Raw genomic sequence first — 22,202 nt, 5'->3', positions numbered from 1 at the left:
TGTGGTACCCAAAACCGTTTTAACGCTACCGCTAACGGTTTTGACCACTCCGCCCCGAGCTGACAAAACAGTCCACCGGACTGTTTTGTTTAACCGCTCGCGCATAGCAAAAACGCATTTATCAAAAGAAAACACGCAAAATTTTGCGTGTTTTCTTCATTTCGTGTCTTTCTTGTGAGTTTGCACAAACTTTGTTCGCCTTTATACTCGCGTTTTTGCGATCCGGACTTTTTTTACATTCCCTTTGATAAACGGTCAATATATAACTTTACATTCCGATTACTTAACAGGAACGAATTTGACTGCCGAAGTTCTGAATGTACCCGTATCCGGGAATGCTTTCACATATTCGCTGCCGTCTGCCTTAAAGTCGAAGGTGCCGAGCTTCACCCAGCCTGCTTCCACAGTTTCGCCATCATGCAACATCTGGCGGCTTGCAACTACCTTTTTCTCGCCGTTTGCGTTGATTTCAAGATTCACAAGCTCTGCTGTGCTGGAGCCATAGGGACAAAGCCAGTAATACACATCATACTTGCCTTTTTTAAGGCCCTCGGCCTTATAGGTTATACTACCGGACATACCTGACCAGTAATGGGCACCGCCATCAAAGCCTTTAACGACAGTAGAAGCTTTCCATTCGCCTTCCTTAACTACGCTTTCGCTGTCAAAGGGGACAACGATTTCGCCGGCAAAGGTTTGTGTGGTGGTTTTAAATTCTACCGTTTCCGAAGCAGCACCTGCACCGCCGGCAACCCCGGAATCCGAAGTGCCTGCTCCCGGCTTCTGCTCAGCAGGGCCAACGCCAACCATCGGTTCACCCTTGAAATTCAATGTGGGATCATCCATATTTTCCTTCTTCTGCCAGATACGGACATAGTCTACAATCTGTGCTGTGCCGTCTGTTCTGTCGGTTGCCTTACCTGCCCAGTTTAATACTGCAGAAGACAGATACGGGTACTGAAGCTGATTTGCATTTAAGTTCTTCTGTGTACTTCTCAATACACCATCATGATAGAATCTCAATTCTTCGGGTGTCCATTCCAATGCATAGGTATGGTAATCTACCGACAAATCGTAGGGCGAAACATAGGTGCTGGAATAAGATTTGTTCTTACCTGTTTCAAAATCACTGTGATAGGTCATGTTTACAGTGTTCGGATAATGTCCTTCGTTAATATCTAATTCGAAATGTCTGCCTGTTCCCGTTTCTCTGTGGATGTTATGTGTGTGTGAAGAATAAGTCCAGAAGGAGTTGTTGATACCGGAGGATGCCGCAATTTTATAACGAGCTTCCCAGTAGCCGTATTTCTGCGCAAACACTTCGGGGCGAACCCATACAGAGCCTGCTGTCCATTCCTTACCGCCTTTTTCTTCGTGTCTGATTACAAGATGTACCGCACCATCGTGCACTTCAACGTTTTCAGGCCATCTGGAAGACTGAATGTGTCCGGGAGAAGAGGAGTCGGAACGCCATACAGACCAGTCCATTTCGGTGCCGTTAAATTCATCATTAAAGGTCATAACCCATTCCTGGTCTGTCGGAGGGCCTGCCCATACGAAGTAAGACATAAATCTCTTTAAGATTACCGCACCCTGTGCTCTGGTTGCATTTTCCAGTGCCGAAACGGTGGTTTCGGTTGTACCTTTAATGATACCTGTTTTAATTAAGTATTTCAGCGCTTCTTCTGCCCAATCAGAAACTTCTGCTGTGTCGGTGAATTTTGCGTAATCGTCGGGCATATCCGCAAGCCATTCGTCATTTCTGCCAATCTGCTGAATTGCATTGTAGGTAAAGAGTGCCATTTCCTGACGGGTAATGGGCTGTTCAGGCTTAAAACCGTCGTCGGTCGGCAAGCCGTTAAGCAGTCCGTTTTCTTTTGCGGTTGCCACATAGGTTGCATACCATTGGTCTTGCGGAACATCGGCATAAGACGCACCGGTCACCAGTTCATAGCCCAAAGCTCTGTCCAAAATGGTCACATATTCTGCTCTTGTAATTTGTGCTTCGGGGTCAAATTCGGTTTCCGAAACGCCCGAAACAAGACCTTCGTTTGCCATGTATTCCACATCGTAATATGCCCAGTGGTCTTTCATGTCGTCAAACTTGTTGAGTGCAGCCATTTTACCCTTGTCGATCAAGGTTTCAATGCTCTCATAAGGTGTTACATATTTAGTCTGCCAGATACCGCCCTCGGTATTTACAATTTCAAACATAACGGTAGATGCTCTGGTGTTACCCTTCACATTTTCATCCTGCTGACAAATAAGTTTTACGAATTCTTTGTCCATATCCCCTGCAAAGTCAAAGGTTCCGAGGTATACCCAGGAGCTTTCGGTAAGGGTTGTGGGGTCTAACATCACGGTATCTACTTTGCCGTTGTGATGCACCTCGTATTTCACGTTAGGATTCTGATTTTCGTGCCACCACAAAAGGTATACGAAAACGTTTACGTCGCCAACCGCTTCGATTTGGGGGTTGTATGTAACAGTGGCTTCTTCGCCTACTCCTGCAATCCATAAGCTGTTGGGATATTCCGTCATAGGTCCGAGTACAGCAGAGCTGAATTTCCAGTCGCCTTCCCATCTGCATTTACCTGCAGGCAACACTTCAATGTCTTTGAGTTTGGAAGTGGAGTCGGGCTTTTTGTCGCCGATAACCGGAACGCCTTCATCATTTACATTTTCTTCTTTTTCTTCTACAACAGGTTCGGTGTAAACGGTTACATCCTTCTTAGTCGGTGCAAACTTAACAGCCGACTGACGGGTAGTTCCGCTCGCCTCCAGCATTTTGGCATATTCCGTGCCGTCGCCCGAAAATTCATACACGCCCAAAGATACCCAGCCGGGTTCTACGGTTTCACCCTCGTCTGTAGCCTGATATACCACAGCCTTTGCGGTTTCGCCTGCATGCAGAATTTCAAATTCTAATTTTTCCACACAAACCGGATGCGGGCAAACCCAGAAAAACAGCTCATATCTGCCTTTCTTGATGCCTGTCAGGTTATACGTTACAGCTTTACCGCCCCAGTAATGAGCACCACCGTCATAACCCTTTACTACAGTAGAGGGCTTGTATTCGCCTTCTGTTTCCGCATCGGTAAAGGGAATAATCACCTCTCCTTTAATTTTGTCGGTTGAAAATTCCTGCTCTGCGGTCTTGCTTGCAAAAACAGGCAACGCCGAAAACAGCATCAAAGCAACCAACAAGAGTGCAATTGTTCTTTTCATACTTTCATCCTCCTTTAAAGATTGTATCTATATTATAACATCCGAATCCCCCAAAGTCTATATCAAATCGTTCGCACTTTTTATCAAATCGTTCGCATTTTTAAAAAACAGGCGGCTTTCGCCACCTGTTTTCAATCATATATTTTCACTTTCACTTTTCCCCAAAGTCCGACTTTTTGCGACTCTGTTTTCTTGCCCTCCGCAAGCAGGAAATCTAAACTTGCCACATTCTGGAGTGTAGTATATACGGTAATTTCAATTTGGTTTTCCCCCGTTTTAAGAGCGGAAGAAATATCCGTTTCCTTCTTTATCGGGTCCGCAAAGGGCATTTCCACACCGTTTACGCAAACCTTATAGGTATCTGTCACCTTTTCCAGACACAAAACTGCCTTTTGCGGAATCTCATCTGTCTTAAATACAGTTTTGTACCTCCCGATACCGCAGGTGCGCTCTAAGCCTCCTATCTCACACCAGGGTTTCAATTCGTTCAAAGCGATCGGTGCTCTTTCTTGATAAACCGACTCATAAAATGTCCCGATTCGGTTTTCGGGCGGTAAAATTTCGGTAATGTGCAGAGTAAAGTCGGAAAGCTCCATTTCTGCCACCTGCTTTAAAGCTTTTTCTTCCTCGCCCGAAATGCCAAGCTTTTCTGCATCCTCTTTGGGCAGCACCGCAAAAACTTTGGCTTCATCCCGCACAAAATGCGTTTCAAATTTCACATGACCGTCCCGTTGCACCGCAGGTATCTTTTTCACCGCGCCCGAAAATGCATCCAGCTCATACACATCTCCCTTGCCTGAAAGGGAAAGAAAGCCGTCAAAGGGAAGCATCATCCGCTCTTTGTCAAGGTCGGGATATTTGGTTCGTTCATCTGGTGGCATTAAAATGTTGCCGTTATATACATAATAAAAATCAGAAGCATTCACCTTTACATGCACAGGATACAGTGTTGCAGGGGTATCGGGCATCATATCGGGCAAAATACCGATTTCTTTTAATTTTTGCGGAATTACCCAAAGATTTGTCACAAAGATATGGGGAATGGAACGCACAAGCGCACTCAGCTCTGCATCGGTATGCGCATCGCTTTGCATGGCAAGCCTTGAAGGCAACACACCCACAAAAATCACCGGCAACCCCTTTTCTGCCAATTCCTTGATTTCCAGCGCAGAATCATAATCCATAAAGGTTTCGTTATCCACGATAAATGCCTTATAGCTTGCTCCGTCTGCGTCCAAAACACCGTTTTTCACCTTACAGTTTTCGTGCTTTAAAAGCTTTGCAGACAAAAATTCATAGGTGAATCCGCATTGGTTTAACCAGTTAGAATCACAAACCTGCGTCGAGCCGTCCCCTTTGCCTGCCCAGTTGTTCAGATATGTCTGCTTGTAAAAGGCAAGGTCTACTTTATGGGGATTCCGAAGCAGGAAATTCACACGTCCCATATAATTCCATATTTCTCTCTGCCCCTTTTTGTCTAAGGTTCTGTTCCAGGCATTTGTCCAGGTTCGTCTGGTAAAGCCCTCAAAGCCGGGCCAGTTGATACCGGGACCTAAGCCGTTTTGGTTACCATCACCGTCATAGTAACCGCAATAATGCCCACCGTGCAACACCTGGGCATTCATTCCTCCTGCATACGCACGCTTCATCCACCACAAAATGTCCTCATGGGTCTGCCCGTAAGAATTAAAGGCTTCTGCCGCACATTCAAAGGAGTAAAGCGGTTTTCTTGCCAAATGCACCGTACCTGCCATTAAACGAAAGCGGTCAAGCAGCGGATTCATCCCCTCGTTTTCGGGAATTGCAGGATAAAGTGCCGCGCACTCCACCTCTAAGGGCTTGCCGTACGCCACCTGATACCGCACACCTATCCCCATTTTTTCGGCACGTTCCTGCATGTGCTTCACATGCTTTTCCGCATACAGATAGGTGGTCATTTCAAAGTAATCGGTGTTGACTTTATGCGAAAGTATGCTGTCTGAAAAGGTGTAACAGCAAAAATTGGATCTTGGGTACATGCTCTCGTTTCGGGACGGCTGATACACAACCCCCTCCCGCGCAAAGTATGTAATGGTTGTGGGCATGCTTTTGGTCTCACAGCCAAGGCAGGGCAAATACGGCAGAATGCTATACCCCTTTCGCACCTCAAAATCCTCTGCAAAGGTGCGTGTCCACTCTAAATCCACTCTGTACTCCAACGAATCACAGAAAATGTTTTCCAAAGCATCTATATTTTCCGAAAGAGCAGGCACAATATTTTGTTCCCAGTAATCCATCACCGAGTCGGTCGCCTTTTCCGAAAAATGATCCATTACATAAAATTCCCCGTACTTTTGCACAGCAGGTCTGCCGTAAAAGGCAAACAATGCATACTGTCCATCCGCTCCTGCCGTAACCTCTATCTCGCAAGAAGTAGGAAGTGCCGTATACGTCTCAAAATCCAAAGTCTTTTCGCCAACGGGATTGATACGGTACATAGACACCGCAAGACATTTAAGTGTCCCCTCTTCATGCAGAATTTCGGGCAGAGGCGGTAAGCCCTTATACCGCTCTCCCGCCTCTAAAATTTTTAATCCGTATGCCAGCTCGTAAAGGGTGGTTTCGGCATCGGCATGGGTTACGGTGATATCCACAATAGGCCAGCCGGGGCCGTTGGAAATGTCCACTTTCAGTCCGTACTTTTTCGCCTCACGCAATAAAATGTTGATTTTCTCCAGCCACATTTTACTGCCCCAGGTGTTTTCACGGGTGTAAAAGGCATCGGGCAGCCCACGGGTCATAGACACCGCCTCAATACTGCCAAAACCGCGCTCAGCAATGTCCGCCACATCCTTTACAATGCCCTCTTCGCTCATCACACCATGGGGAATCCAGTACCTGATTTTGGGCTTATCCCGATTTTCGGGATTTAAAAACCGCTCCATCCATTTTTGCATAAATCAAACCGCCTTTTTCCTTTTCAAAAATCATTTTGCCGGTGAAATCTCCAGCACAAACTTATGTGTCTTTGCCTTGTCGTTGTCATAATCCCCTGCAGGGAATTCGTCGGTAGGCTTTACCAAAAGGGTAATTCCGCCGTCTGCACGCATTTCGTTGCCTGCAAGAGTTGTTTTGGATTCAATCACTTTACCGCTCGCATTTTCGGTTGCTTTCAATACGCAAACCGCACCCTTTAAGCAGTCTGCCGTGCAGGCAAAGGGAACTTTATCCGCCTTAATCACAAAACGCAAAAGCTGATTGCCTGAACCCTGACCATAATAGCTGTCCACCGTAAAGGTGTCAAATTCCATGCCACTTACAGTTGCTTTTGGTGCTTCTTCCTTTACAGACGGGGTCGCTGTACCCAAAAACTTGTCTGCCAGCGTAATCTTAAAGGTATGGGTTTTTGCCTTGTCGTTGTCATAGTCACCCAAAGGCCAGTCGGGGGTCGGTGCAATTTTTACCGTTACATCTCCGTCTGCACGCATTTCGTTGCCCACCACATAGCTTTCAAGCACCGTAACCTTGCCGGTTGCCTTTTCGGTCATTTCCACCGTTGCGGTAAAGCCTGCAAGCAGATTTTCTTTGCATGCAAAGGGAATACTCTTACTCTGCGTTACAAAACGGAACGCACCCGAGCCTGTGCCTTGCTGTAAATAGGAAATCACAAAAGGCTCTTTGTAAACCGCTTTGGCTTCTGCCGAAAGCATAGGCTTGCCGTCCTCGGTCTTTTTGATTGCCCCGGGAATTGCGGTACCGTCAAACTTTTTGCCAAGCTCATTGGATTTTGCAATGGTCATCAACTCACCGCCACCCATGTTTTCGACCGTTCCGTCTGCCTTTTCAATCTGCACCTCATAAGTTAAAATTTCGTTTACGTCATCCACCTGAATCAGCACTTCAAAGGGATATTCGTCTCTCTTTACCGTCTTGGTTTCACCGCCAACCGTATAAGTGACGGTCATACTGTTTGCTCTGTACTGGAACTCTTCCGTATCGGGATTCTTACCGTCCATATCGGTTACATAAATGTATGCGTAGTAGTTGTCGCCCGAAAGCTGTAAGGTATAGCCTCTGCCACGGGTATGCTCGGAAACGGTCGCACCGATTTCTGCTTTGCCGTTTCGGTTTTCACCGCCTGCATAGCTGGGTGCTTTTACGCCATCTATGTTCAGCATTACGGTCTGAATGCCCTTGGCAGGTACATTTACGGTAAATTTGCCGTTTACAACCTCTACGGTAGATTTGTTGCCCGAAGCATCATACAAGGTTGCTGTGCCGTTGTATTCCGCACCGCCCGGCACCTTAGCACCTAATGAAACGGTGGTGGTTAAATCAGCTTTGTCGCGGTTCATAAGCGAAATGCCAAGCACCCCGTCCTTTCTTGCCGCTAAGTAATCAATCTGTACCGAATCGGGGACAACCACATCCCGGTCATTCCACAGCCACAAGCCGTCTACATCATACATCCTGCCCGCATCAAAGCCGTACTGAGAAGAATAGAAATATGCATATCCGCACTGTCTGATTCTTGGGAACTCAATTTTAGTGCCCGATTCATACCAGAAATCGGTGATTAAAAATTCTTCAATCATCGCTAAGAAGGGCGGAATATGATGCCAGTAAATGGAGGTGTAGTCAGGACCCTCGTAGGGGTATCTTTCTTTCATCTGATGCACCATGTAGCGGTTCTGATAGTAGCCTGCGTAATTTCCGAATCTGCCCACAATGGCATTTCTGGCACAGTCGCTGAAATAGGTGTCTCCTGTATAATATGCAAGTCTTGTCAGGTCACCTGCCCAGGAGGACATGTAAATATTAAGCGCTTCACTAAAGGTAGAAGCCTGCTCTAAGCCAAGACCCACACGGGTGGGTAACCAACCGGGTACTGTTTCGGATTCGGGCAGGCGCACCTTACCGTCTTTGGATTCTCTTGCTTCCCCGTCATCACCGCCAAGTCGCCATTGCTCTGAGCCGTGCCACCAGAAATTGTGTGCTTCCATAAATCCGCGTACATTGTACACATAATCAGCCGTTACGGTGTAGGGTGTATCCCCCTTGCCGTCCTCAATACCGGTTGCCCAGAGGCTGGTGGTTAAGATCTGTCCTGCCTTTTCTGCAGCATCTAAATATTTCTGCGCACCGGTTGCTTCATACAAATCAATCAGCGCACCGATGTTCGGGAAATAGGACTGATTGATAAACGAACCCCAATCCCGAAGCTTTGTCATGTAATTGGTATTGCCAAAGGTGCTTTCGATGTATTTATCCCCTGCAACCTTTGCGGCATCTAAGTACTTTTGGTCGTTTGTGTATCTGTAATAGGTCAGATTGTTGTAAATGGCATCAAAACCGCTTCCCACTTCTTTTTCCATGGCAACCCCTGCAAATACAGGCGTACCGCCTTTGGACATCTCGTAAAGTGCTCCATATGTACCGCCCGTAAACTGCACCGGAGGCTCCCCGATTTCAGAGGGTGGATTTGCCACATAGGGAGCCCAGGTTCCCCCTGTAGTCTTTAAGCGCTTAAAGCGGTTGGACTTTCTGGAAAGGGCAAACGCCATGTTGGGAATGGCACGTCTGTCCAAAATTTCCGCATCCTCCGTGAGCAAATACCGCTGTACCATCACAAGCGGATTTGCCGAAGTGGTTAAATCCTGCCCCTCCATATTGTACTGCGCCAAATCTATCGGATCCCATCCGCCGTAATCATCGTCCATAATGAGGTCGGTGGTATTAAAGATGGCATCATTTAAGTTGTTGTAGTAGTTGCTTCTGTAGTCATGTACATCATAAATATCTTTGGTCACATGGGTAAAGGTTTCGTACCAGCCCTCTAAGGTGTTTACTGTTCTGTACGAAAAGCTGTAGCTGTCCCCTGCATTCATTTTAGAATAAGGCGAACCCATGATAGGCGCCATAATACCGCCCTGCATACCGTTTTTCAAGCCACGCACTGCAAAGCCAAACTCAGAATTTTGTCTGTAAACCCATTCTGCCTCTAAATCCGAGCCGTCTACCGCAACGCCTTTGGAAATATAGCCATTGCCGTTTGGCACCGTTACCACCGACATGGGCGCAGACATATACTGTTCAATCAAAACCGACGGTTCTTCCGGCACACGCTTATACACGATTCTGAACGGTGCGGTCATTTCGCTGTATTCCGTAGGGGTATATTCTCTGCCGTTGGACGCAATAACCGAGTAGTTGCCTGCATTGACATAATTTGCCGTAACCGTTACTTTCGGGTCGGATTTTCCGTCTGCTTCCCATACCGCCTTTAAGGTCACCCCGTTTTGTTCCGGGAAAGAAAGTTCTACCTTGTTATCCGAAAGCTTGGTCCAGGCAGATGGCACGAACCAGTCTGCAAGCCCCATTTTGAACATGTTAGAAGCATTTACCGTATAGGTTTTTCCGTTATGGGTAAAGGTCGAGCTTACCGTAGCATTGCCGTTTACAATGGTGTCGCTCACCGTAGAACTATCTGCACGCAAAACCATATAGCCGTATTCCTCGGTTTTGGCTTTGGTGGTTACCCAGTTGCCCGAGGCATCTTTTGTCTGAATTTCGGTCTGCACAAAATTGTGTACACCATCCGATACGGTATAGAATACCACTCTTGTGGTATCTGTTTCAATATATGTATTTTCAGCAGAAGGCAAATCCGCGGTTGCCCAAGTGGGGAAATATTCCGCTTTTACCTCTTCGGTGGGGTCAAGAGGCGGATAGATTGCCGAAAGCTCCACATGATTATTGGAAGGCACAAATTCCAAATCCTCGCAAAGCAAAATACCTGCCACTCTGGCGAAAAAGCCGGAGGTATCATGCACCGCAACGGTGTTTTCTCCTGCCGTTAAATCATAAATACCTGCTTCTTCCCATTTAAAGCCTTCACCCTTGTGCTGACCAAAGGTTTTTTCGTCCATTTTGCCGTTTACCGCCACATTAAAGAAGCGTGTACCCTGCTGATTGGTGGCAAAATCACGTCCGCGCACCCAAAGCTTATATTTTCCGGGCTTGTCTACATTGATTTTTGCAATCGCAGGCTTGTTGGCATCAGGGTCGGCATCGTCAATGGTCACCGGCTTGCCGTCGGGACGGGAATCGGGGGTTGTACCCACCAGATAAATAGAGCCGTCGCTGTTTACACCCGACATGGTCCAGGTGCCGTAATCGCTGTAGGACGCACCACCGATATAGTAGCCTGCCTTTACCGCATCCGCGGTAATAAATACGGTCTGAGATGGGTCATCCCAGCGCACTTCCGCCCCGAACGCCTCGGACACAAAGCGAAGCGGAACCAAAGTTCTGTCATTTACAAGTGCCGCGGACTGGTCAATGGAAACCATGCTTCCGCCAACTAAGGCAATGTTCGAGCCAATGGTTACCGAAACCGCCTTGCCGTTCCGCACACCCGTTGCGGTCTGGGTTGCATCCTCCCAGGATACCGCACAGCCCAGCTTTTCAAAAATGGCACGCATGGGCACCATGGTTCTGTCATTCATAAGCTGCGGCGGCACATCAAACTGCAACCACTCGTCATTGAATTTAACCGCAATTTCGGTATCGGGCCTGCCTGCAAGCGGATCAACCGTTGTCCATTTTACGTTTTTGGGATCATAAGGATGGGATGCCTCCAACGCCTTTAATTCTGCTTCGGTGTTGGCAGGAATGTAATCCAAATCATCGGTTACAAGTACCAAATCAAAACGACTCCAGGATTTCAGGTTCAGAAAGCTTAATTCATGCAAACCACCGGTAAGCTCTGCTAAAACCTGTTGCCAAGCCCAACCCTCTTTTTTGTGGTTAGCAACCTTGCCCAGCTCTTTTCCGTCCACACAAACGGTTGTAGGACGGGTGCCGGGTCTGTCATTTGCCACATCCTTGCCGTGTACCCAGATGTTATATTTTCCATCATGAGGAACTGTAAGGGTTGTGCTTGCCGGGTCGTTGCCCTCCCCCTGGTCATAGAAAAACAAGTCCCGGTAGCTTGCCGCCGAAGCGGTGTTATCCAATTTCCAGCCACCTGTCTTTTCAAATTCCTCAGGCTTGATTACATAATACACGCAATCTGCTTTCTCCGTCGTCTGCGATGCACTTTCCGCAAGTGTTGCCGCCATTGCAGATACCGGCAACACAGAAATAAGCATCAAAAGTGCAAGACAAAGCGCCATTCCTTTTTTCATCTTTCTCATCCTTTCTTTTTGGGTTAAATTCTTCTAAAACAAGCACTAAAGCCAAATTTTAAGAAAAATCATTACATTTTATACCTTTATTATAAACCATAAACCTCCTGCTTTCAATGCACAAAACGTGCAAGAAATAGCACATTTTCAACTGAATATCTTTACAATAAAAAATCCCGAAGCGCTTTCGCGCTTCGGGATTGAATGAAAAGATTATTTTGAAATATACAGCTTAAACTTATGTGTCTTTGCCTTGTCGTTGTCATAGTCGCCTGCCGGGAATTCTGCGGGCGGATTAACCAGTAAGGTGATACCACCGTCTGCACGCATTTCGTTGCCTGCAAGGGTTGTTTCTACCTTTGTTACCTTACCGCTGGCAACCTCGGTTGCTTCCATAACGCACTTCAAATCTTTTAAGAGATTTTCAGAGCAAGGGAACGGAATCTGGTCTGCGCCGATTACAAAACGGAGCTTGCTTGAACCCGAGCCCTGTGCCTTGTAAGAAGAAATGGTGATTTCCTTGAAGTCAGGCAATTTTGCGTCTGCATTGACATTGCTGTTCACTTTAGACAAATCTACCGCCTTGTCGGACAAAACAATCTTAAATTTGTGTGTCTTTGCCTTGTCATTGTCGTAGTCTGCCGCGGGCAAACCTGCCGCAGGTGCAATAACCACCGTGATGTTGCCATCTGCACGCATTTCGTTCTTTGCAACATAGGTTTCAAAGGTCTGCTTCTTACCGGTTGCATTTTCAGTCAGTTCAATGGTTGCGGTAAGACCTGCAAGCAAGTTTTCAGAACAGGTGAACGGAATCTTTGCAGGCGGAACGATAAAGCGGAACATGCTCGAGCCTACACCCTGCTGTACATAAGAAATTTCAAAGGGTTCTTTGTAAAGCTTCTTCAGTTCAGCGGACATTTCAGGCTTGGTGTTTACCGCACCTGCAGAGGGTGCCGAAGATGCGCCTGCCTCTTTTGCAATGGCTGTACCGGTAAATTTCTTACCGAGTTCAGCAGACTTCTTCGCGGTCATCAACTCGCCGCCACCCATTTTTTCGGTGGAACCGTTCGCCTTTTCAATTTCAACCTCATAGGTCAAAATCGCATTCGGATCGTCAACCTTAATTAAAACTTCATAGGGATATACATCACGTTTAACCGTCTTGGTTTCACCGTTTACGGTGTAGTTAACGGTCATGGAGTTTGCACGGTAAGCTTCATTCTTAGTTGCTTCATCCTTGCCGTCCATATCGGTTACATAAATGTATGCATAGTAGTTATCACCCGAAAGCTGTAAGGTATAGCCTCTGCCTCTGGTGTGTTCGGAGATGGTTGCACCCATTTCCGCATCGCCGTCTCTGTTTGCATCGCCTGCATAGCTGGGTGCTTTAACGCCTGCAATGTTCATGATAACGGTTACCATATCCTTTGCAGGAACGGTGATGGTGAATTTACCGTTTACAACTTCAACGGTGGATTTGTTACCCTTTGCATCGTAAAGGGTTGCGGTACCTGTGTATTCTGCGCCACCGGGTACTTTAGAGCCTAAAGTAATTTCAGAGGTGGTAGCTACCTTGTCACGGTTCATGAAAGCAACTGCGAGTACGCCGTCTTTCTTAGCGGGCAGGTAGTCAAGCTGAACAGAATCAGGATTTACAATATCTCTGTCATTCCACAGCCACAAGCCGTCCACATCGTACATCTTACCGGAATCAAAACCGTACTGGGAAGAGAAGAAATATGCATAACCGCCCTGACGGATTCTGGGGAAGTCAATCTGTGTACCGGACTGATACCAGAAGTCGGTGATTAAGAATTCTTCAATCATCGCCAGGAACGGCGGAATATGATGCCAGTAAATAGAAGTATAGTCAGGTCCTTCGTAAGGATAGTTTGCTTTCATCTGATGGGTCATGTAGCGGTTCTGATAATAACCTGTGTAGTTTGCATGTCTGCCAACCACACCGTTTCTTGCCGCTTTGATGAAATAATCGTCGCCGGTGTAGTAACCAACACGCATTACGTCACCCACCCAGGATGCCATAACAATATTTAATGCTTCTGCAAAAGTAGAAGCCTGCTCCAAGCCAAGACCTACACGGGTCGGCAACCAGCCGGGAACCGTTTCAGATTCGGGGAGCTTAACCATGCCGTCCTTAGAAGGTCTTGCCTCACCGTCATTACCGCCAAGTCTCCACTGCTCAGAACCGTGCCACCAGAAGGTGTGACCCTTCATGAAGTCACGCACATTATAAACGTGGTCTGCAGTTACGGTGTAAGGTGTGTCACCCTTGCCGTTGTCAATACCGGTTGTCCAGAAAGAGGTTACCGCAATTCTCGATGCTTCTTCTGCCGCATCTAAGAATCTCTGTTCGCCGGTTGCTTCATACAAATCTACAAATGCACCGATGTTCGGGAAGTAGGAAATGTTAATGAACGAGCTCCAGCCCGGCAAAGTGCTCATGTATTTTTCGCTGCCGACGGTGGATGCGATATACGCGTCACCTGCCGCAATTGCAGCATCTAAGAATTTCTTGTCACCTGTGTATCTGTAATAGCTTAAGTTATTGTAAATTGCATTATAACCGTCACCAACCGGTTTTTCCATCGCAACATTTGCCAGTACCGGCACGCCGCCTTTGGACATTTCATAAAGACCGCCGTAGGTACTTGCGGTAAATTCTGTGGGCGGTGTACCAATCTTGGAAGGTGGTGTACTTACATAAGAGCTCCACGCACCGCCTGTAGATGCAATACGTTTAAAGTTACGCATCTTACGGGTCAGCGACCATGCCATGGTGGGAATTGCACGTTTATCTAAGATTTCAGGATCTTCTGTGAGCAAATAACGCTGTACTGCAATCATGGGGTTTGCAGAGGAGGTTAAATCCTGACCTTCCATGTTGTAGTGTGCCATGTCAATGGGATCCCATCCGCCGTACTCATCATCCATCATCAGGTCGGTGGTATTAAAGATTGCATCGTTTAAGTTGTTATAGTAGTTGCTTCTGTAGTCATGTACATCCAGTACTTTTTCTGCTACATGTGTATAGGTATCAAACCAACCGTTTAAGGTTGTAACCGGTCTGTATGCAAAGCTGTAAGAACCGCCCGCTGTCATCTTGGAGTAATCAGAGCCCATAAGCGGAGCCATGATTGCACCCTGTACGCCGTTTCTTACACCGCGCATCATAAAGCCGAATTCGGAGTTTTCTTTGTAAACCCATTCCGACTCAATTTCAGTACCGTCTACCACAACACCCATTGTTGCCTGATTCGGTGCCGCAACGCCGTCGCCAACCGTAACGGTTGCCATGGGGGTTGACATGTACTGTTCAATCATAACAGTCGGTTCTTCGGGAATTCTGCGTTCAACAATTCTGAAAGGTGCAGTACCTTCTGTGTATTCGGTGTCGGTATATTCTCTGCCGTTGGAAGCAATGATGGAATAGAAGCCTTCATTTGCATACGTTGCAGAAACCGTTACCTTAGGATCGGGTCTGCCGTCCATTTCCCAGATTGCAGTTAAGGCTACGCCGTTCTGTTCGGGGAAATTAACCTGTACCTTATTGTCTGCAAGTACGGTGTAGCTTGCAGGTACAAACCATTCGCCAACACCCATCTTATAACCGTTTGTGGCACCGATTGCATATTCGGTACCGTCTATGGTTACATACGCATTGACATTGGCATTACCGTTTGCATTACCGTTGATTTTAGCATCGTTGGCTTTAAGAACCATATAACCGAAATCATCGGTCTTTTTCTTAACCGGAACCCAGTTACCGCTTGCATCCTTTACAGCAATTTCATTCTGTACGAAGCTGTGGGCACCGTCATTTACAGTAAAGAATGTAACTTTTGTGGTTTCAGATTCGATGGATGCATTTTCCTGCGCTGCCACATCTGCATTTGCCCATGCCGGGAAAGCCTGGGTCTTTAACTGTGCAGAGGAGTCAAGAACCGGATACTGCTTTGCAAGTGTCACATGGTCTGCAGGAGGTGTAAAGGTTAAGTCTTCAACAAGCAGAATACCTGCCACACGGGCATAGAAGCCGGAAGTATCATGCACTTCGACGGTGTTTTTGCCGGCTTTTAATTCATAAGTGCCTGCTTCTTCCCATTTAAAGCCTTCACCGCCGTGCTGACCGAAGGTCTTTGCATCCATCTTGCCATTTACCGCTACATTAAAGAAACGGGTACCCTGCTGATTGGTTGCAAAGTCTCTGCCGTACACCCAAAGCTTATAAGTGCCGTCTTTTTCCAGATTGAAGTTTGCAATTGCAGGCTTGTTGCCGGATGCATCCGCATCCTCAAGCGTAGCGGATTTACCGTCTTCACGGGCAGCAGGCGTTGTACCAATCAGGTATACAGAGCCGTCGGTGTTGATACCCGAAACGGACCATGTACCGTATTCGTTATAGGAAGTACCGCCAATATAGATACCGTTTTTCACCTCTTTTGCCTTGATGAAAACGGTCTGGGAAGCGTCATCCCATTCTACATTTGCACCGTAGCTTTCGGATACGAAACGGAGCGGAACTAAAGTTCTGTCATTTACAAGTGCCGCAGACTGGTCAATGGAAACCATGCTGCCGCCAACCATTGCACGATTTGAGCCGATGGTTACCGAAACCTCTTTGCCGTTACGGATACCGGTTGCGGTCTGGGTTGCATCGTCCCAGGTTACGGTTGCACCGAGTGCTTCAAAAATGGCACGGAGCGGAACCATAGTACGGTCGTTCATCAGCATGGGCGGAACATCAAATGTCATCCATTCGCCATTGAACTTAACCGCAATTTCATCAGCGGGTCTACCTTCTAACGGATTGGATTTAACCCATTTTACAGAGTCGGGGTCATAAACCTTTGCATCTAAAGCCTTTAAACCTTCTTCGGTATTGGAAGGCTTATAATCCGGGTCATCGGTAATCAGAACCAGGTCAAAACGGGACCATCTGCCACCGTCGATTGCCGCAAAGGTATGCTCACCGCCGGTCAGATCTACTTCCATAGCCTGCCATGCCCAGCCCTCTTTTTGGTGGTTACCGCCTCTGCCGATAACTTTATCGTCTACCGCAAATTCGATATAACGGATACCGGGTCTGTCATTTGCCCAGTCTCTGCCGTGTACCCAAACAATATATGTATTGTCCTTCGGTACAACCAGCTTTGCAGTTGCAGGATCAGAACCTGCACCCTGGTCATATAAGTATTTGTCGCGGAACGAGCCAAGCGGTTTGGTATCATATTGCCAGCCACCGGGGGTAAACTGTTCCGGATCGATTACGTAATACACGCAATCTGCTTTTTCGGTTGTGTTTTCAGAGCTTTCGGGCAAATCTGCCGCAGCTATGGTCGCAACCATGCTTAAAAGCATAGTAGCACAAAGCAACAACGAAATAAGCTTTTTCATTTTCCTCATCCTTTCTTTGCTTTGCGTTTATACCGCAATTTTACAATAGTATATCATGCCCGGGCAAAAACTTCCATGTCTGTTTTAAAGATTTTTCTTTTCAAACTAAACATTATAATTTATGTCCCTTACATGTACCTGATTTTATTATATCAACAACCAAAGGATATATCAAGCAATATTTGTATATTTCTTAAAAAAAAAGAGACAAAAATTAATATTTTTGTCTCTTTTTTTAGTTATTCTATGATAAGATTTCCGTCTGCTACCTTGGCACGCACCACATCGCCAAAGCCAATCTCGCCCGACACAATACGGTCTGCAATTTTGTCGCCGATGGTACGCTGAACCGTTCGTCTTAGTTCTCTTGCTCCGTATTTTTCACTAAAGCCTTTTTGTGCAAGCATATGAAGTGCCTCGTCGCTCACCTCTAAGGTAATGCCCTTTTCCAAAAGCGCATCCTGCACCTCACGCACAATAATCTCCGCAATTTTCACAAAGCTTTCAAGCTTAAGCTTTTTAAACACCACAATTTCATCCACACGGTTTAAAAGCTCGGGCTTAAAAATCTGCTTCAACTTATCGTTTGCAATGTTTTCTTCCGACTCTACCACAGAAGCAAAGCCTAAATTCTCATTGCCAAACCCAATACCTGCGTTAGAGGTTAAAATAATCACGGTATTCTCAAAATTCACCACGCGTCCCTGCGAATCGGTGAGTCTGCCTTCGTCTAACATCTGTAGCAATATATTGTAAATACTGCTGTGTGCCTTTTCGATTTCATCAAATAAAATCACCGAATAAGGCTTTCTTCTCACCTTTTCGGTCAGCTGTCCGGCTTCTTCATAGCCCACATAACCCGGAGGCGAACCAATAAGCTTGGATACCGCATGTGCCTCGGAATACTCGGTCATATCCAAGCGAATCAAATCATCCTCGGACCCGAACATTTCTTTGGTCAGCACTTTTACAAGCTCGGTTTTGCCCACACCGGTAGGACCTACAAATATAAAGGAAGCCGGCTTGTTTCTGCCCTCAACCCCTGCGCGCTTGCGACGGATTGCCTTGGCAACGGCAGATGCCGCCTCGTCCTGCCCGATGATGCTTTTCTGAATGGCACTTTCCAAGCCCATCAGTTGTTCACCCTCGTGCAAACCGATTTTGCTCACCGGCACATTTGCCCACATTTCAATAACCTGTGCCACATCCTCTGCGGTAAGCACGGTGCTTTTCACCTGTGGCTCTAATGCCGAAAGCTGCTCCGAAAGGGCACAGCATTTGCTTTTTAAATTGGCAATTTTCTCATAATCCACATTTTCCTCACCGCTGTTTTCCAGCTCGGCAAGTTCTTTGTCCGCCTCTGCCTTTTTGCGTGACAAAATGGTGTACTGGGTTAAAATTTCATTGTCTAAATTCGCCTTAGACCCTGCCTCGTCAATCACGTCAATTGCCTTATCAGGTAAGAAACGACCCTGAATAAACCGCTTAGACAGTAAAACAGCCTGACGGATTACATCATCTGTGATTACAATATGATGATGCTTTTCATAATAATCCCGGATACCCTTTATGATTTCAATAGACTCCTCTGCCGAGGGTTCTTCCACCATTACGGGTTGGAAACGACGCTCTAATGCAGCGTCCTTTTCAATGTATTTTCTGTATTCTGCAAGGGTTGTGGCACCCACAATCTGAATTTCACCTCTTGCTAAGGCAGGCTTTAGAATGTTTGCGGCAGAAAGTGCTCCGTCAGAGCCTGCACCACCCACGATGTTGTGCAGCTCGTCAATCACAAGCACCACATTACCGTCGGCTTTCGCTTCATCCAAAAGTGCCTTAACCCTTTGCTCAAACTGACCGCGGAACTGGGTTCCTGCAACCATTGCCGCAAAGTCCACTAAGTATATCACCTTATCCTGCAACTTTGCAGGGACTTTTCCTTCAATAATTTTAAGCGCCAACGCCTCTGCAATGGCGGTTTTACCTACACCCGGCTCACCGATCAGTGCCGGATTGTTCTTGGCACGGCGGTTTAAAATCTGCACTACGCGCTCGATTTCCTTATCCCTGCCAATGATGCGGTCCACCTTACCTTCTTTTGCCTTTTTATTTAAGTTTGTGCCAAAGGTATCCAGCATTCTCGGACGCTGTCTGCCGTTTTTTGCCTGTTTTTTGTCTTTTTTATCGGTTTTTTTATCCGATTCGGGCTGACCTGCATCGCTGTTGCCCGGCATACCGTCCGCAAAGCCCAATGAACCCATAAAAGGCTCCATTTCGGGCGGAACTTCACCGTTTTCCAGCATTTCCATCATGGATGACATCTGATCCTGCATGGATTCCATATCCTCTTCGGTCATACCCATCTGCTTCATCATATCGTTTAAAGGTGAAAAGCCCAACTCCCCTGCACAGGCAATACAATAGCCCTCGGTAGTCTGTTTTCCTGCCTCCAATTTTTTTATGAATACAACAGCCATATTTTTCTTACACTTCACACAAAGCATGCTGTCACCTCCAATTTTTAGGCGTAAGGGATTCGAACCCCATATGCCTTAAACTTGTTAAATTTGAATTCTTTTTATTTGTCGTCCTTGAAAGGCGTCAGCCTATCTTCGTCCTCCGCACAAAAATTCTGTCAAATTTTCCTGCGTTTAAAGTCGAAGAGTTTTAAAACGAGAAATTTGTCATAAGACAAAGAAAATCCAAGAATAATACTGACGTATATTTGCAGAATTTTCTGCCGAATTATGCGTTCTTTCCGTTTTCAAACCATATGAGGTTCGGATCACTTACGCCTATTTTCCAAACAGGGGCGTTGACATATAACGCTCACCACTGTCCGGAAGCAGCACCACTATGCTTTTATCTTTGTTTTCGGGCCGTTTGGCAACAAGAGATGCCGCAAAAAGTGCCGCACCTGCTGAAATACCCACTAAAATTCCCTCTTTTTTTGCCAGGAGATTTCCCATTTCATACGCGTTTTCATGGGGTATTGCAATCACTTCATCGTACACATCTCTGTCTAAAATCTCAGGAATAAAATTTGCGCCGATACCCTGAATTTTGTGCGGACCTGCCTTACCGCCCGATAAAAGGGGCGAATCTGCAGGCTCTACTGCCAAAACCTTAATATTTTTGTTCTGTTCTTTTAAAAATTTACCGACACCGCTTAACGTGCCACCGGTGCCCACACCGGCAATAAAAATATCTGTTTCGGGCAAATCCCTGTAAATCTCGGGGCCCGTACCCTCGTAATGCGCCTTTACGTTTGCAGGATTTGTAAATTGCCCTGCCATAAATGCACCCTCTGTATTGGCTACAATTTCGGTTGCCTTGTCAATCGCGCCTTGCATACCCAAAGCACCGGGGGTTAAAATAACCTCAGCCCCATAGGCTTTTAAAAGGGCAATGCGCTCTACGCTCATGCTGTCGGGCATGGTTAAAATCACCTTATACCCTCTCGGCACACCGCAAGAAGCAAGTCCGATGCCCGTATTGCCCGAGGTTGGCTCTACAATTGTGCCGCCCGGCTTTAAAAAGCCTTTTTCCTCTGCGTCGCAAATCATGGAAAGTGCAACTCTGTCCTTGGCACTGCCTGCAGGATTAAAACACTCTAATTTTCCGTAAAGCTTGCAATTCAATTGTAATTCTTTTTCAAAATTTGCGAGCCGAACCAAAGGGGTATTCCCCACCGTTTCGGACACAGACCGAAATAATGCCATAGTTTCTTCAAAACTCCTTTTTAGTTTTTAAGACTGTGAATAGGCGCAGGAATTCTGCCGCCGCGCCGTACAAATTTGGTGTTGTCAAAAGGATTCACACGCATAACCGGTGCAGAACCAAGCAATCCGCCGAATTCCACCATATCGCCCTCTTTTGTGCCGGGCGCAGGAATTAAACGTACTGCGGTGGTCTTCTGGTTAATCATACCGATTGCCGCTTCGTCTGCAATGATGCCCGAAATGGTTTCGGCAGAGGTGTCCCCGGGAATAGCAATCATGTCAAGTCCCACAGAGCATACGCAAGTCATTGCCTCTAATTTTTCCAAAGACAATGCACCGTCCTGTGTGGCACGAATCATACCTGCATCCTCAGATACCGGAATGAATGCACCCGACAAACCGCCAACCGAAGAGGAAGCCATAACGCCACCCTTCTTTACCGCATCGTTTAAAAGTGCCAGTGCCGCCGTTGTACCATGGGTACCGCAGCGCTCCAAGCCCATTTCTTCTAAGATATGTGCCACACTGTCACCCACTGCAGGGGTCGGTGCGAGCGATAAATCCACAATACCAAAGGGAGTGTTTAACCGCTTTGCCGCTTCAGATGCCACCAGCTGACCCACACGGGTAATTTTAAAGGCTGTTTTCTTAATGGTTTCGGCAACCTGCATAAAGTCCCCGTCTTTCACCTTTTCCAAGGCACATTTTACAACACCGGGTCCGGAAACGCCCACATTAATCACCGACTCAGGCTCGGTAACACCGTGAAATGCACCTGCCATGAAGGGATTGTCCTCCACCGCATTGCAAAATACCACCAGCTTTGCACAACCGATTGCACCCTGCTCCTTTGTAATTTCTGCAGTCTGTTTAATAATTTGCCCCATTTTGTAAACGGCATCCATGTTAATACCTGCCTTTGTGGAGCCTACATTTACCGAAGAGCAAACATGCTGTGTCTGCTTTAAAGCCTCAGGAATCGCATCAATCAAAAGCTTGTCATGCTCGGTATAGCCTTTTTGCACCAGCGCAGAAAAACCGCCGATAAAGTTTATACCAACCGTTTGCGCCGCCTTTTCCAGAGCAATGGCATATTTTACATAATCTTCAGGACTTTTGCCGTTGGCAAGAAGCGCAATGGGTGTAACCGAAACACGCTTATTGATAATCGGAATACCGTATTTTACACCGATGTCATCCCCGGTTGCCACTAAGTTTTCCGCTTTTTTGGCAATTTTATCATAAATTTTCGTTGCGGTCTCGTCCACCGAATCCCGCACGCAGTCAAGAAGAGAAATACCCATGGTAATGGTACGGATATCCAAATTTTCTTCCTGAATCATTTTGATGGTTTCTAAAATTTCAAATGAATTAATCACCGTGCTGCCTCCTAAATTCTGTGCATGGACTTATAGATGTCCTCATGCGTGATACGAACCTGCAGACCCATCTCGTCTCCCAGTTTTTCCAAAGCATCCGAGATTTCAGAAAATTCAATTTTTCTGTCCTTGATGTCTGTGTACATAATCATGGTGAACAAATCGTTCATGATGGTCTGGTTGATGTCCAAAATATTGATGTTCAGCTCAGCCAAAAGACCGCTGATTCTGGCAATAATGCCCACCTTATCCACACCGATAACCGTAATAACTGCTTTCATGTATATCTC

The 22,202-nt window shown here is 46.6% G+C and carries 8 protein-coding genes; all 8 read right to left on the bottom strand.

Annotated features, from left to right (window positions below; all coding sequences use genetic code 11):
- Positions 1-279 precede the first annotated feature (279 nt).
- The 8 genes from IJE10_06820 to IJE10_06785 all read right to left on the bottom strand — a co-directional run bounded on the left by IJE10_06820 (position 280) and on the right by IJE10_06785 (position 22,193).
- Complete coding sequence (locus IJE10_06820) at positions 280-3,228, bottom strand: S-layer homology domain-containing protein (GenBank protein ID MBQ2967812.1); 2,949 nt, start codon at positions 3,226-3,228, stop codon at positions 280-282.
- Between the two features lie 131 nt (positions 3,229-3,359).
- Positions 3,360-6,164: a hypothetical protein gene (locus IJE10_06815; protein ID MBQ2967811.1), complete on the bottom strand. Its 2,805-nt coding sequence runs from the start codon at positions 6,162-6,164 to the stop codon at positions 3,360-3,362.
- Positions 6,165-6,194: 30 nt separating this feature from the next.
- Positions 6,195-11,396, bottom strand: coding sequence for a hypothetical protein (locus tag IJE10_06810; GenBank protein MBQ2967810.1), 5,202 nt, complete (start codon positions 11,394-11,396; stop codon positions 6,195-6,197).
- 213 nt (positions 11,397-11,609) lie between these two features.
- The gene (locus tag IJE10_06805) at positions 11,610-16,169 is read right to left on the bottom strand and encodes a hypothetical protein (protein MBQ2967809.1); all 4,560 of its coding nucleotides are present in this window, start codon (positions 16,167-16,169) and stop codon (positions 11,610-11,612) included.
- A gap of 881 nt (positions 16,170-17,050) precedes the next feature.
- Positions 17,051-19,315: an ATP-dependent Clp protease ATP-binding subunit gene (locus IJE10_06800; protein ID MBQ2967808.1), complete on the bottom strand. Its 2,265-nt coding sequence runs from the start codon at positions 19,313-19,315 to the stop codon at positions 17,051-17,053.
- Between the two features lie 291 nt (positions 19,316-19,606).
- Complete coding sequence (gene cysK, locus IJE10_06795; GenBank protein MBQ2967807.1) at positions 19,607-20,533, bottom strand: cysteine synthase A; 927 nt, start codon at positions 20,531-20,533, stop codon at positions 19,607-19,609.
- A 20-nt stretch (positions 20,534-20,553) separates the two neighbouring features.
- Entirely contained in the window at positions 20,554-21,912 is a 1,359-nt protein-coding gene (locus tag IJE10_06790) for a PFL family protein (protein ID MBQ2967806.1), read from the bottom strand.
- 11 nt (positions 21,913-21,923) lie between these two features.
- Entirely contained in the window at positions 21,924-22,193 is a 270-nt protein-coding gene (locus tag IJE10_06785) for an ACT domain-containing protein (GenBank protein ID MBQ2967805.1), read from the bottom strand.
- Positions 22,194-22,202: the final 9 nt, after the last annotated feature.

This window comes from Clostridia bacterium (genome assembly GCA_017410375.1).
Lineage (GTDB): Bacteria > Bacillota > Clostridia > RGIG6154 > RGIG6154 > RGIG6154.
The sequence above is the reverse complement of the archived record's forward strand: the minus strand, read 5'-3'. Positions and strand labels throughout refer to the sequence as shown.

What these genes read in the sequence shown, in the direction of transcription:
- IJE10_06820 (MBQ2967812.1), bottom strand. Translation starts at nt 3,228, where the DNA reads ATGAAAAGAACAATTGCACTCTTGTTGGTTGCTTTGATGCTGTTTTCG.
- cysK (MBQ2967807.1), bottom strand. Translation starts at nt 20,533, where the DNA reads ATGGCATTATTTCGGTCTGTGTCCGAAACGGTGGGGAATACCCCTTTG.
- IJE10_06815 (MBQ2967811.1), bottom strand. Translation starts at nt 6,164, where the DNA reads ATGCAAAAATGGATGGAGCGGTTTTTAAATCCCGAAAATCGGGATAAG.
- IJE10_06785 (MBQ2967805.1), bottom strand. Translation starts at nt 22,193, where the DNA reads ATGAAAGCAGTTATTACGGTTATCGGTGTGGATAAGGTGGGCATTATT.
- IJE10_06810 (MBQ2967810.1), bottom strand. Translation starts at nt 11,396, where the DNA reads ATGAAAAAAGGAATGGCGCTTTGTCTTGCACTTTTGATGCTTATTTCT.
- IJE10_06800 (MBQ2967808.1), bottom strand. Translation starts at nt 19,315, where the DNA reads ATGCTTTGTGTGAAGTGTAAGAAAAATATGGCTGTTGTATTCATAAAA.
- IJE10_06805 (MBQ2967809.1), bottom strand. Translation starts at nt 16,169, where the DNA reads ATGACATTTGATGTTCCGCCCATGCTGATGAACGACCGTACTATGGTT.